At 57.9% G+C, this 12,954-nt stretch carries 12 protein-coding genes; 4 read left to right on the top strand and 8 right to left on the bottom strand.

The features are described 5' to 3' along the window. Positions 1-18 precede the first annotated feature (18 nt). A complete protein-coding gene (locus AC2D8V_RS13765; RefSeq protein WP_484734151.1) occupies positions 19-516 on the bottom strand; it encodes an Lrp/AsnC ligand binding domain-containing protein in 498 nt (165 codons plus the stop codon). An 85-nt stretch (positions 517-601) separates the two neighbouring features. On the opposite strand from AC2D8V_RS13765, the gene putA reads away from it, so the two are divergent. The 3 genes from putA (at position 602) to AC2D8V_RS13750 (ending at position 5,237) form a co-directional block, all read left to right on the top strand. Then, the gene (gene putA, locus AC2D8V_RS13760; RefSeq protein WP_484734150.1) at positions 602-4,036 is read left to right on the top strand and encodes a bifunctional proline dehydrogenase/L-glutamate gamma-semialdehyde dehydrogenase PutA; all 3,435 of its coding nucleotides are present in this window, start codon (positions 602-604) and stop codon (positions 4,034-4,036) included. 71 nt (positions 4,037-4,107) lie between these two features. Next, positions 4,108-4,851, top strand: coding sequence for a rhomboid family intramembrane serine protease (locus AC2D8V_RS13755; protein ID WP_484734149.1), 744 nt, complete (start codon positions 4,108-4,110; stop codon positions 4,849-4,851). Further along, positions 4,848-5,237, top strand: a complete 390-nt coding sequence (locus AC2D8V_RS13750; RefSeq protein ID WP_484734148.1) for a GFA family protein — start codon at positions 4,848-4,850, stop codon at positions 5,235-5,237. The genes AC2D8V_RS13755 and AC2D8V_RS13750 overlap by 4 nt, the downstream gene beginning before the upstream one ends. 11 nt (positions 5,238-5,248) lie before the next feature. Here the strand turns inward: AC2D8V_RS13750 and AC2D8V_RS13745 are convergent, their stop codons facing one another. From AC2D8V_RS13745 to dusA, 3 genes are all read right to left on the bottom strand, one after another. Further along, complete coding sequence (locus AC2D8V_RS13745; RefSeq protein ID WP_484734147.1) at positions 5,249-6,034, bottom strand: inositol monophosphatase family protein; 786 nt, start codon at positions 6,032-6,034, stop codon at positions 5,249-5,251. 101 nt (positions 6,035-6,135) lie between these two features. After that, complete coding sequence (locus AC2D8V_RS13740) at positions 6,136-6,924, bottom strand: hypothetical protein (protein ID WP_484734146.1); 789 nt, start codon at positions 6,922-6,924, stop codon at positions 6,136-6,138. Positions 6,925-7,027: 103 nt separating this feature from the next. Continuing rightward, the gene (gene dusA, locus AC2D8V_RS13735) at positions 7,028-8,065 is read right to left on the bottom strand and encodes a tRNA dihydrouridine(20/20a) synthase DusA (RefSeq protein ID WP_484734145.1); all 1,038 of its coding nucleotides are present in this window, start codon (positions 8,063-8,065) and stop codon (positions 7,028-7,030) included. Positions 8,066-8,193: 128 nt separating this feature from the next. On the opposite strand from dusA, the gene pobA reads away from it, so the two are divergent. Further along, a complete protein-coding gene (pobA, locus tag AC2D8V_RS13730; protein ID WP_484734144.1) occupies positions 8,194-9,363 on the top strand; it encodes a 4-hydroxybenzoate 3-monooxygenase in 1,170 nt (389 codons plus the stop codon). Between the two features lie 13 nt (positions 9,364-9,376). On the opposite strand, the gene AC2D8V_RS13725 is transcribed toward pobA, so the two are convergent. The 4 genes from AC2D8V_RS13725 to dctP all read right to left on the bottom strand — a co-directional run bounded on the left by AC2D8V_RS13725 (position 9,377) and on the right by dctP (position 12,867). Then, positions 9,377-9,745 (bottom strand): hypothetical protein, encoded by a 369-nt coding sequence (locus tag AC2D8V_RS13725; RefSeq protein ID WP_484734143.1) that lies wholly within the window; start codon positions 9,743-9,745, stop codon positions 9,377-9,379. A gap of 12 nt (positions 9,746-9,757) precedes the next feature. Continuing rightward, positions 9,758-11,158, bottom strand: coding sequence for a TRAP transporter large permease (locus AC2D8V_RS13720; protein WP_484734142.1), 1,401 nt, complete (start codon positions 11,156-11,158; stop codon positions 9,758-9,760). Then, a complete protein-coding gene (locus AC2D8V_RS13715; RefSeq protein WP_484734141.1) occupies positions 11,158-11,787 on the bottom strand; it encodes a TRAP transporter small permease subunit in 630 nt (209 codons plus the stop codon). Before AC2D8V_RS13715 ends, AC2D8V_RS13720 begins: the two co-directional genes overlap by 1 nt. Before the next feature lie 63 nt (positions 11,788-11,850). Beyond that, the gene (dctP, locus tag AC2D8V_RS13710; protein WP_484734140.1) at positions 11,851-12,867 is read right to left on the bottom strand and encodes a TRAP transporter substrate-binding protein DctP; all 1,017 of its coding nucleotides are present in this window, start codon (positions 12,865-12,867) and stop codon (positions 11,851-11,853) included. Positions 12,868-12,954: the final 87 nt, after the last annotated feature.

The raw sequence follows: 12,954 nt of genomic DNA, 5'->3' as shown, positions 1-12,954 counted from the left end.
GCGCGTTCGCCGGGCAGATCAAGTGGCATCTGCCAGCATCGTCTCTTTGACCGCCTCCATCGCGACATAGGTGGATGTGTTCGAGACGTAGGGCAGCGATGAAACCGTCTCTCCCAGAAAACGCCGGTAACTGGCCATGTTCTGTGTGCGCACCTTGAGCAGATAGTCAAAGTCTCCGGCGATCATATGCGCCTGCTCGATCTCAGGAATGCGTGCGACGGCAGAATTAAAGGCGACCAAGGCGGCTTCGCGGGTGTCACTCAGGCGTACTTCAACAAAGGCAACATGATCGAGCCCAAGACGGATTGGATTTAAAATCGCGCGGTAGCCAATAATCACGCCGCTTTCTTCGAGGCGGCGCAAACGGGTTTGCGTCGGCGACTTGGAAAGTCCGATACGTTTCGAAAGATCTGTGATGCTGATGCGTCCGTCCTCTGCCAGAACCGTCAGAATCGCGCGATCAAACCTGTCCAAGCTGCTTTGATCACTTTTCCCGCCGTCACTCAAAAAATTCACTATTTCGCCTCCCAATATCGCCACTTCGGGAAACTTTACTTGGCCAGACGTGGTATTCCAATGCAAATCGCCTGGGAGGCCTGATATGGCACGGGATACGTCATTCGCATCACTCGAAAACCGCATCGACCAAAACACGTACGCAGACGAAGACAAGACAGTCAAAAGCCTTGTCACACAGGCCGGGCTGTCGATGCAGGACCGCGCAGCAATCAGTGCCGCCGCCGCCGATCTTGTGCGTGGTATCCGGAATACCAGCGCGCCCGGTCTGATGGAGGTATTTCTGGCAGAATACGGCCTGTCGACGGACGAAGGCGTTGCCTTGATGTGCCTTGCAGAGGCGCTGTTGCGTGTCCCGGATGCTGAAACCATCGACGATTTGATCGAAGACAAGATCGCACCGTCCGATTGGGGCAGACATCTGGGTCATTCCACCTCGAGCCTGGTGAACGCATCGACTTGGGCGTTGATGTTGACCGGACGCGTTCTCGACGATGATCAACCCGGGCCCGTACGGCACATGCGTGCGGCGATCAAACGATTGGGTGAACCGGTCATCCGTACAGCCGTCAGCCGGGCAATGAAGGAAATGGGCCGCCAGTTCGTTTTGGGCGAAGACATTAACGCCGCGATGGAACGCGCTGCAAACATGGAGAAAAAAGGATTTACGTACTCGTACGACATGTTAGGAGAAGCCGCGCGCACCGAAGCAGATGCAAAAAGATACCATCTCAGTTACAGCCGCGCGATCTCTGCCATTGCGACTGCTTGCACCTACGACGACATTCGTAAGAACCCCGGCATCAGCGTCAAACTGTCCGCCCTGCATCCCCGCTATGAAGTCGCGCAGGAAAGCGCGGTGATGACGGATCTTGTGCCCCGTCTCAGAGCGCTTGCGCTTTTGGCGAAGTCTGCGGGCATGGGATTGAATGTCGATGCAGAAGAAGCGGACAGACTGGCCCTGTCTGTCGCGGTCATCGACAGTGTCATGTCAGAGCCTGCGTTGGCCGGGTGGGATGGATTTGGCGTTGTCGTGCAGGCTTTTGGTCCACGTGCGGGTGTTGTCATCGATACCCTGTACGACATGGCAGTGCGCTACGACCGGAAAATCATGGTTCGTCTGGTAAAGGGCGCCTACTGGGACACGGAAATCAAACGGGCGCAGGTTGAAGGAATTGATGGCTTTCCGGTCTTTACAAAAAAGGCGGCCACCGACGTCTCTTACATCGCGAACGCCCGAAAGCTTCTAGGGATGACTGACCGGATTTATCCCCAGTTCGCCACGCACAACGCCCACACCGTCGCTGCCATACTGCTCATGGCAGACGACGCAAAAACCTACGAGTTTCAACGGCTGCACGGGATGGGGGAAACTTTGCACACGATGGTGCTGCAAAGTCACTCAACTCGCTGCCGCATCTATGCGCCGGTAGGCGCACATCGCGATCTGTTGGCGTATCTGGTCCGGCGGCTTTTGGAGAACGGCGCAAATTCGAGCTTCGTCAACCAGATCGTCGACGAGAACGTTGCCCCTGACGAGGTAGCCGCCGACCCCTTTGCGCTCTTGTCCCAGCCAGCGACGCATCGCATTGCAAAAGGCCCCGACTTATTCCAGCCAGCGCGTCGCAATGCACGCGGCTTCGACCTGACCCATTTTCCAACGCTCGACGAGCTTCATGACCGGCGCAAGCCGTTCGAAGCGCATCAGTGGCATGCCTATCCTATTCTGGCAACTGACAACGGCGAGCGCAGCAAGGATGAAGGCGCAGCCATCAGCAACCCCGCCCTGCCAAACGACACTCCGGGCTTTGTGCTCACAGCGACGCCGGACGATGTCGCGTCTGCCATTTCAGACGCACAGCCTTGGGATGCCCCGCTTGAAATGCGTCAGGCGGCACTGCGTCGCGCCGCCGATTTGTTGGAGGAGAACCACGGCGAGATCTTTGCGCTTTTGGCCCGCGAAGCAGGCAAAACGCTGCCGGATTGTGTAGCGGAGCTCAGAGAAGCTGTAGATTTTCTGCGATACTACGCGTCACAGGCCACAAACGCCCCGCCCGCGGGCGTTTTCACCTGCATCGCGCCTTGGAATTTTCCGCTTGCGATTTTTTCGGGTCAGGTCGCCGCCGCGCTGGCCGCCGGTAATGCGGTCTTGGCCAAACCCGCAGAACAAACCCCGCTGGTTGCGCACAAGGCGGTTTCCCTGTTGCATGATGCGGGTGTTCCGCGATCTGCACTGCAACTGCTGCCCGGCGGCGGTGACGTCGGCGCAGCCCTGACCTCAGATCCGGCGATTAACGGGGTCGCCTTTACCGGATCGACCGCCACGGGCCTGAAAATACGACACGCCATGGCAAAGCACTGCATGCCCGGTGCGCCCTTGATCGCCGAAACAGGTGGGCTGAATGCAATGATCGTGGATAGCACAGCGCTGCCCGAGCAAGCCATCGGGTCAATCGTTGAAAGCGCGTTTCAATCCGCCGGGCAACGGTGCTCGGCCCTACGCTGCCTCTATGTGCAAGAGGACATAGCCGAAGATTTTACCAAAATGCTTATTGGTGCGATGGAAACGCTAAAGCTTGGTAATCCATGGCATCTTGAGACGGACGTAGGCCCCATCATCGACGAAGCGGCACGCAAGACCATTATGGATCATGTCGCAGCGGCGCGGCAGCAGGGCCGCGTGCTTGCCGAACTAGCGGTACCAACCGACGGCACCTTCGTGGCACCGACCCTGATCTCGGTAAACGGAATAGGCGATCTGGAAAGCGAGATATTCGGCCCTGTTCTGCATCTTGCAACCTTCAAGGCGGCGCAGCTCGACAGCATCATCGACGACATCAACGCGACCGGATATGGCCTGACATTTGGACTGCACACGCGCATTGATGACCGCGTGCAGCATGTCTCAGAACGGATTGAAGCCGGTAATGTTTACATCAACCGCAATCAAATCGGCGCAATCGTCGGCAGCCAACCTTTCGGCGGCGAGGGGCTTTCAGGGACCGGACCGAAAGCGGGCGGGCCAAATTACCTGCCGCGGTTTGCGGCTCCCGATGTGCAATTAAGTGCGCAAGACTGGGACACGCAACAACAGGACCTGCCGCAACTTCCCGCACAGGCAACGCGGGTTCATACCACTCTGAGCCTGCCGGGACCGACCGGAGAATCCAACCGGTTGACCACGCTGCCGCGTGCGCCGCTGCTTTGCATGGGGCCTGGTGCAGACAGCGCTCGCGCTCAGGCACGCGCTGTGCGTGCGTTGGGCGGTGACGCCATCATGGCGACAGGCCAAATCTCTCCGTCGGCTTTGACGACCGGGCCAGAGTATGGCGGTGTACTGTGGTGGGGAAGTGAAGAGACCGCGCGCGAAATCTCCTTGGCGCTGGCGGCGCGAACGGGCCCGATTTTGCCGTTGATCACCGGATTGCCTGATCCCGCGCGCGTTCTTGCCGAGCGCCACGTGTGCGTTGACACAACAGCCTCGGGCGGAAACGCAGCACTCTTGGGCGCTGTCAGCTAACCCCGTGCCTTGGCCAGAATTAAGCTCTGCAGGTGCTTGACCCGAAGGGCGCAATCACGCAGCCTGCTCGCATGTTCCCGATCAGAGACCACAACCCGTCAGGGCGAACGCCCTATGTTACCTACGCCCTCATGTTGGCGAACATCGGCATTTTCCTGAGCTATTGGGGTATCATGGGCGACGCCCGCGCCATCAACGCTTTTTGGCTCGACTGGGCCATGATCCCTGCGCGTATCGAGGCAGGACAGGGCTACTACACACTTGTGACATCCATGTTCCTGCACGGCGGGATCATGCATCTGGCCGGCAACATGCTGTTTTTATACATCTTTGGGGACAATATCGAAGACGCCATGGGGCACAGGAGGTACTTGCTGTTCTATCTCGCCAGTGGCGTGCTGGCAGCTTGGACGCAAGTAGTATTTGACGCAGGCTCTACCGTGCCGACGGTCGGCGCTTCTGGGGCGATTGCCGGGGTTATGGGGGCATACCTGCTGCTTTTCCCCAAGGCCAAGGTCGATATCCTGATCATCATCGTCGTCATTTTCCGCATCCTGCCGATACCGGCTTGGATCATGCTGTGCGTCTGGTTTGGCATACAGTTTGTCGGCGTGCTCAGTTCGGGCACTCAAGCAGGAGGCGTTGCATACTGGGCGCACGCGGGCGGCTTTGTGGCCGGTTTGCTATTGGCGATTCCCCTGTGGCGCAGGCTGGGCGGGCCCGAATTTTGGAACCGCACCGACGGTCACCCGCCTCATCCCGAAGCGCGATACCGCATAACAGAAAGCCGCATCCCGAAAGTAAATCGCAAGTGAGTGATCTACTAGATGGCGAGACGCGTGTCGCACGGTGTCACTGCGGTGCTGTCGTGATCGAAGCCTTTTTGCCCGGTGGGTTGGGCGACGTTGCGCGCTGCAACTGCTCTTTCTGCCGCCGGCGCGGTGCGGCAGCGGTCACGACACTCACCAGCAGACTGAAAATCCTGCAAGGACTCAGCAGCCTGTCGCAATATGCGTGGGGCACCGGCACCGCGAAGCATTATTTTTGCATGATTTGCGGAATTTACACGCACCATCAGCGTCGCAGTAACCCCGATGAAACAGGCGTAAACCTGGGATGCTTTGACGGTGTGCTACCGCATGAGCACGAGCCGATACCGACAACTGACGGCATCAATCACTCCAGTGACCGCAAGGGATAACCGGCGCGGTGTTAGCCGCGCACCAATTTGGTCAACGGGGCAAACAATGCCTCGTTCGCACAGACAATTGAACCACCGTCCAAGATATCAGCGTTTTCATCCAGTGGTTCTGCCAGCCCGCCCGCTTCACGCACGATAATCAGGCCTGCCGCAACATCCCATGCATTCAAACGGCGCTCCCAGTAGCCGTCATACCGCCCGGCCGCAACATAGGCGAGGTCGAGGGCTGCTGCGCCCCAACGCCGAACGCCAGCACAGCCCGGCAAAACGCGCCCCAATTCTCGCAGCGTGTCAGGCAGATCGGCCCGCCCGCCAAACGGCAAACCGGTGGCAAAGACACTTTCAATCATCCGTGTGCGCCCCGAAACCCGCAAGCGGCTTTCGTTCATCCAGGCACCGGCGCCTTTTTCCGCGAAAAACAATTCGTCTTTTGACGGATCATAGACGACGCCCGCGACGACCTGCCCCTTGTGCTCCAACGCGATGGACACAGCCCAGTGTGGCAGACCATGCAAAAAGTTTGTTGTTCCATCCAACGGATCCACAATCCAGCGGCGCGTCGGGTCCTGCCCTTCTTCTCCGCCGCCCTCTTCACCAAGCCACCCATAGGTCGGACGCGCGCCCATTAGGTCTTCTTTCAGCATTTGCTCTGCATTTACATCGGCGCGACTGACAAAATCGCCCGCACCCTTCATCGATACTTGCAGGTTCTCGACTTCGCGAAAGTCTTTGATCAATGCGCGGCCTGCCCGACGTGCGGCCTTGATCATGATGTTAAGATTTGCGCTGCCAACCATCTGCTCGGTTCCTTTCAGGGATCAGGCTGCGCGTATAGTGGCACAAACCGCGCTTGCCAAGAGGGGGCGGAGGTTTGCCGCCAACCGTGATCGACAGGGCATCACCTTGCATCGACCCAAGCGCGAGCACCACCCGCCATAGGTGGACGGAAATACGCGATCAACCGCCCCTCCGGCGCGCAACTGGCACCGGTTTCCCAAGGGGCGACACCGTGCAATGCCAGTCTGTGCACCAAAATCGATCCACCCGGATCGCAGGTCACACGAACACGCGTGCAGGTTTCAAATATCTCTTCGCGTGCAGCTTGGTATGCCTCTGTCACATCGTGGTCACCAATCGCACAATCTGTCAGGCCCTCGAAGGCGGTTTTGAAGGCCCGCTGCATGATCAGGTGGCTTCCTTCCCACACGACCAGAGGTGCAGCTCCGACCGACGCTTTGGTCAATGGAATGCCCAGAATGAACTGATGTGGCTCTCGCACAAAACGCCGTTTGGGCTGGCCCACCCCCAGCACGCCATCTACATGGGCCGCATCCCGCTTAACCCTGTAGCGAAATGCACTTTCGGATTCGCCAGCCCTCGGCTTTGGATAACCGGGAAACACACCGGAAAGCTGACCGGCATGCAAATCCGGCCATCCCCTAAGACGCGCGTCAATGAAATCTACCGCTGTACCAGAGAAGGCCGGGCCACCGTCGATGCGACCTTGAGCATCATTGGACAGCGCGTCGAGCCCAACAAACCATGTCCGCTCGCATTGATACCAGTGATCCAGCGCAGGTTCCTGTAATGCCCGCGTGGCGTCGATCAATGCCCCGCGCGCCCAGTCAGTGACTGGGCGGTCCACTGGAAAGACGCGCCACCCACGCTCAAAAAAGCTGTCACTCACAGCGACCTCCAACGATCACTCAAAGCAGTTTAAGAAATTTGCACCGCACTAAAGCAAGAGACCACATAGGTTACAGGTGCCGTGAAAACCACGTTTTTCACCATTATTCAACGCGCTGGGGTATCTCATCCGGGGTTACGTGCTCAAGCGCCGCTAAGACAAGCTCCGGACCGGCGCCGGGCCGGTGCGCGCCCTCGGATAGCGTGCGCCGCCACGCTCGGGCACCTGGCCTGCCGGCAAACAGACCAAGCATGTGGCGTGTCACCTGCCCGAGCTTGCCGCCATGGGCCAAATGTGTCTCGATATACGGCAGCATCGCCTGCACCGCATCCTCAGCGCGCGTGACAGCACCCGTGCCAAATATGCGCGGATCTGCCGAGCACAGTATCGCGCTGGGTTCGTGATAGGCGGCGCGGCCGATCATGACACCATCAAGTCCGCGATCAAGAAACTCTCCCGCTGCATCAAGAGAAGAGATGCCACCGTTTATGGATATATGCAGATTAGGAAAATATTCCTTCATTCGATGCACCAAAGCGTAATCCAAGGGTGGAATTTCGCGGTTTTCCTTGGGGCTCAGCCCTTGCAACCACGCCTTACGCGCATGGATCGTTACCCGCTCGCATCCGGCCGCTACGATCCGCGACAGAAAATCCGGCAATATGTCCTGCGGCGTCTGGTCATCAACCCCGATCCGGCATTTGACGGTCACAGGCACTGATGTCGCCTCGATCATCGCCGCGACACACTCAGCGACGAGCGCCGGACGTTCCATCAAAACCGCGCCAAAGCACCCGGACTGAACCCGATCTGATGGACAGCCGACGTTGAGATTTATCTCTGCGTATCCGGCTTCTTCGCCCATGCGTGACGCTTTTCCAAGTTCGTCTGGGTCGGAGCCGCCCAGCTGCAAAGCCACCGGATGTTCACGCATGTCAAACTCCAAGAGATGATCGGCCCCGCCGCGCACCAGCGCCGCCGACGTGATCATTTCTGTATAGAGCAGGGTTTCAGCGCTGAGATACCGATGCAACCTGCGGCAATGACGGTCCGTCCAATCCATCATCGGCGCAACAGACAATCGCGCCGCGCGCGTGACGCGGGCGGCATCTGGGCGTGCTGTAGGAGTTGTTGCAGTCATTGCGCGATCCGGGTTCAGGCTGTGGCGCTCGTACCACGATGCCGCGCAAGGGTGAAGAGTGGCGGGCTTCGTGGCATTTGCACATTCCGCGCACCGCGCTAGCATCACCAACGGGGAGGACGAACGACATGCGAACGCAGGTCCTGATTATCGGCGGAGGCCCCTCCGGGGTACTTTTGGCGCAACTGCTGCATGGCCAAGGCATCGACACCGTTGTGATCGAGCGTCAAACACGCGCCCATGTGCTCGGCCGTATCCGCGCCGGTGTTCTGGAACAGGGCATGGTATCCCTCTTGCATCAGGCTGGTGTCGGCGCGCGCATGCAAAAAGAAGGTATCCCCCACGATGGCACGCTCATCTCGTATGATGATGAAATCTTTCGCATAGATTTCGAGAAGCACTGCGGCACATCCGTTATCGTCTACGGACAAACAGAAGTTACCCGCGATCTCTACGATGCGCGCGACGCGGCGGGGGCTCAGATGTTCTTTGAGGTCAGTGACGTCGCCCTGTCGGACCTCGATACAGATTCCCCTCAAGTAAAGTTTTTACATGATGGAAGCGAAGTCGTCATTTCGTGCGATTTTGTCGCCGGCTGTGACGGGTATCATGGTGTCAGCCGTCAGACGATCCCCAAATCGGAACGCCGCGAATACGAAAAAGTCTATCCGTTTGGCTGGCTCGGGGTGCTGAGCGAAACGCCCCCCGTCAGCGATGAGATCATTTATGCCAGTTCTGAACGTGGTTTTGCGTTGTGTTCCATGCGCAATCCACATTTGTCCCGATACTATATCCAGTGCGCCACGTCGGATAGCCCAGACAACTGGTCAGACGACGCCTTCTGGCAAGAGCTCAAACGACGTATTCCGCGTGAACAGGCCGAGGCTTTGGTGACAGGGCCCTCGATCGAAAAATCTATTGCGCCGCTCCGGTCTTTTGTGTGTGAAACGATGCGCTGGGGCCGGTTGTTTCTATGCGGCGATGCTGCGCACATTGTGCCACCCACAGGCGCCAAAGGACTGAATACCGCAGCATCGGATGTCCACTATCTTTTCGAGGGGCTCCGCCTTTGGTACGCGGAGGGAGATGCGACCGGACTGGATGGTTATTCTCGCAAAGCGTTGGCAAGGGTATGGAAAGCAGAGCGCTTTAGTTGGTGGTTTTCGCAGCTGATGCACCGCTTTCCGGATCAGAGCGATTTTGATCTGCGCATGCAACGCGCCGAGATTGAATTTCTGCGCAGCAGCGAGGCGGCACAAAGAGCATTGGCCGAGAACTACGTAGGCTTGCCATATTGAGGCTTGTGGCCTCTTACCCGCTGCCCAGCATTGCAGCCATAGCAAGCGCAAACATCACTGTGGTTACCGGCGCCCATATTTTGCGTTCCGGTGCCGATGGTGTGATCCAGTTAAGGATCATAGAGACACCAGAAATGGCTGTTGCAAACCATCCAGTCCAGTTCGGCCAGCCCGGCGGATACCCTGCAGCAGAAAGGATGCCCGCCCCCATCACCAAAAGCAGAAAGATGGACACGCCCGCCGTGACGCGTCCTGCCGCGCCAAGGGGGCGGTCCTGACGGCCGCCTTGGGTGATCTTTCCCCAAGGCGCACCACATATCAGGGCAATCTGAAAACAGATGATACCTGCGATCCCAGTCGCGTATACCACTGCCAAGGTCATCAGCCTGAGCCGCTACCCTGCCAGAGATGGCAGGAACAGAACGATACCGGGGAATGCCACCAGCAGCGCGATTGTCACAGCGTCTGCCAGAAAAAACGGTGTCACGCCTTTAAACACATCCTGCACTGTCAGGTCGTCACGCACACCTGCCACCACGAAACAGTTCAGACCAATCGGAGGCGTAATGAGACAGAACTCTGCCATTTTCACCACGAGTATCCCAAACCAGATCGCGCACATCGGGCCGGACATGCCAAAGGCGCTGTCGGCCGCACTGACAAAATCACCCCCGTTCAGCGCCATAACGGCCGGATAAACAACGGGCAGTGTCAACAGCAACATGCCAATGGCATCCATGAACATTCCCAATACCGCGTAGGCCAACAGTATGCAGATCAGGATCAGCATGGGCGACATCTCAAGCCCTGTAATCCAACTCGCAAAAGCTTCGGGCAGTTCGGCAAACCCAAGAAAACGCACGTAGATCAACACGCCCCAAATGATCGAAAAGATCATAACCGTCAGCTTGGCGGTATCGAGCAGCGCAGTCTTCAACTGCTGCCACCGCATGCCCCGAAAAAGCGCCATCAGAAAGATGATAAAGGCCCCGATCGCACCACCTTCTGTCGGGGTACCCCAAGCGTCTCCAAAGGGGTTGTACACAAAGAAGATAATGATCACCACGACAGCAACAATCGGTAGCGCCGGTGGCAGGGCCTCGAACCGTTCTTTCCAGCTAAAGCCCCCAACAGGCGGCCCGACGGTCTTGAAAACAAGAGCGATACCGATAATCAGGCCCGCGTAGACAATTGCCGAGAACATGCCCGGTAAAAACCCTGCCAGCAGTAGCTTGCCCACATCCTGTTCAACGATGATCGCGTAAATTACGAGGATCGCAGACGGAGGTATAAGCGACGCCAACGTACCACCAGCGGCGACAACCCCTGCAGCAAACTGCTTGTTGTACCCGATCTTCAGCATTTCGGGGATCGCAATCCGGGCGAACACCGCCGCCGTGGCAACAGAGGCACCAGACACCGCCGCGAACCCGGCGGTCGCAAAAACAGTGGATACCGCAAGCCCGCCCGGAACCCACGCGATCCAGCGTTTGGCCGCGGTAAAAAGCGCGGTTGTGAGCTTTGCGTGATAAGCGAGGTAGCCGATCATGATAAAAACGGGGATCAGGCTGAGAACCTGTGCAGACACCTTGGAGTGCGGCGTCAGACCGGCGATCTTTACACTGATTTCCAGCGCCTTGCCGAAACGTTCCGGATCGTAATCAAATCCGTTCCAGCGCAGCCAGACAAGGCCCACGAAACCCGCAAGCGCCGCGGCGAATGCGACCCGCATGCCCAGAATGACCATCACAAGCAGGCCAGCACTGACCCACAAACCAATTTCGATTGGTTCCATCAGTCAGCCCCTTCCAATGCTTCGGCCTCAAGCCTTGCTTGTTCGGCAACGGACAGGTTGAGCGGAACCGCAACAGGATTTTCCAAACCAAGAATTAGCGCGCGGCCATAGCCCCACGCCTGCAGGATCAAGCGCAGCACCAGGACACCGAAAGCAATCGGCACCACGAGCTTCGAGGGCCAGATCGGGATGCCCACGTCGATTGAGCTATCGCGACTGCATAGTGGGCGGGCACAATCAAACGAGCGGTCAAAGTGGTCCCATGCGCCCCACGTCAGCGCCACGATCAACACGAGGATCAGCAAAACCGACAACAACTCGAAAAACCACAGAACTCTGCCTTTGAGCGCGCCAACAAGCATGTCCATGCGCACGTGGGTGCCGTCACGCTGAACGTAAGAGACCCCCATTATCGCAATGATCGGCATCATCGCCTCGATGTAGTCCACATAGCCTGCCATGGGCGAACTGAAAAACTTGCGCCCCGTGACCGAGTAGGCTGCGAGAAACATCAACGAAAAAATTGCAACGCCGCTTAAAAGTGCGCAGAAGCGCTCCAAAGGCAAAAGAGCCCGGTCCAGCCGGCTGAGCAGGCTGGAATCCTCGAGCACCGCAGATGATCCTGCCATTGCCCTGCCCCCCTCATGTTTTTTGTAAAAAGGGCCGCCCCATCACGAGGCGGCCCAAAGTATTTAGCTGCCGCCCTTGGCGTCGGCCAGCGTTTCGACAACCAGATCATAAAGCTCTTGGCCCGGCAGGCCTTGAGCTTCCATGTCGGCGATCCATGCATCCTTGGCAGGCTCAGCAGCCGCTGCGCGGAACTGCTCAATTACTGCAGGGTCGATTTCGACCTTCTGGACACCCTTTTCTTCCAAGACGCTATCCCAACGTTCCAGCAGGTCTGCGTAGTTCGCAAGATAGTGTTCGATCGCTTCTTCAACGGAGCTATCCAGCGCTTCGCGGTGTGCGTCAGACAGAGACTCGTATGCGTCGATGTTCACGACCACCGGGCAGTTCACAGTGCCGGGATTGAGGTTTGCAGTCCACCAGTCGGCTTGGTTGATGGTGCCAAAACTCAAGTGCGCGTGCTGGGCAAACGCAACAGTGTCTACAACACCGCCTTCCATTGCCTGGTAGGCCTCCGTCGCTGTCACAGACGTTGGAACGCCTCCGACTGCCTTAAAGGCCTCTCCCAGACCGCCAGTTGCGCGCACGCGCATACCTTCAAAGTCGGCCAGTTCATCGCGAGGCTCGCCTGTGCCAACAAGGTTGTACTGCGGCATGGGCGAGGTCATCAGCAATTTGGCATTCCACTGGGCCATCTCTTCGGCAGCGGCAGGGTGCGCATAGACCGCTTTGGACACCGCTACTTCCTGCTCGAGGTTTTCAACTCCGAGGAATGGCAACTCCAGCACGGTGATCACGCGGTTTTTGTCGCGGTGATAGCCCGCGCAGAACTGCGCCATCTCGAACGCACCGATCGAAATGCCGTCAAGGTTTTCGCGGTTCTTGCTCAATCCACCGTAGCTTACGTTCATGGTGAACTCACCGCCGGTTTTTTCCGAAACAAGCTCTGCCAGTTTTTCGATATGCTCCGTAAACGCACGGCGCTTACCCCAGACAGAAACGTTCCATTCCGTGGCAGCGGCCTCGGTGACAAAAGCAAAGCTGATGGCGCAGACGGCTGCGCCGGTCAGGTATTTATTCATGATTTTTCTCCCTTGTTGCCCGCATTAGCTAGCGCGGACTTGCGCCGAAACTACCCAAGCTCACCGCAAGTGCCAACCCTTCTTTGC

Source organism: Roseobacter sp. YIN89, from assembly GCF_057219365.1.
The sequence above is the reverse complement of the archived record's forward strand: the minus strand, read 5'-3'. Positions and strand labels throughout refer to the sequence as shown.

Coding starts and splice junctions, on each gene's coding strand:
- putA (WP_484734150.1), top strand. CDS start 602: ATGGCACGGGATACGTCATTCGCATCACTCGAAAACCGCATCGACCAA.
- AC2D8V_RS13755 (WP_484734149.1), top strand. CDS start 4,108: ATGTTCCCGATCAGAGACCACAACCCGTCAGGGCGAACGCCCTATGTT.
- AC2D8V_RS13745 (WP_484734147.1), bottom strand. CDS start 6,034: ATGGTTGGCAGCGCAAATCTTAACATCATGATCAAGGCCGCACGTCGG.
- dusA (WP_484734145.1), bottom strand. CDS start 8,065: ATGACTGCAACAACTCCTACAGCACGCCCAGATGCCGCCCGCGTCACG.
- pobA (WP_484734144.1), top strand. CDS start 8,194: ATGCGAACGCAGGTCCTGATTATCGGCGGAGGCCCCTCCGGGGTACTT.
- AC2D8V_RS13725 (WP_484734143.1), bottom strand. CDS start 9,745: ATGACCTTGGCAGTGGTATACGCGACTGGGATCGCAGGTATCATCTGT.
- AC2D8V_RS13720 (WP_484734142.1), bottom strand. CDS start 11,158: ATGGAACCAATCGAAATTGGTTTGTGGGTCAGTGCTGGCCTGCTTGTG.
- AC2D8V_RS13715 (WP_484734141.1), bottom strand. CDS start 11,787: ATGGCAGGATCATCTGCGGTGCTCGAGGATTCCAGCCTGCTCAGCCGG.
- dctP (WP_484734140.1), bottom strand. CDS start 12,867: ATGAATAAATACCTGACCGGCGCAGCCGTCTGCGCCATCAGCTTTGCT.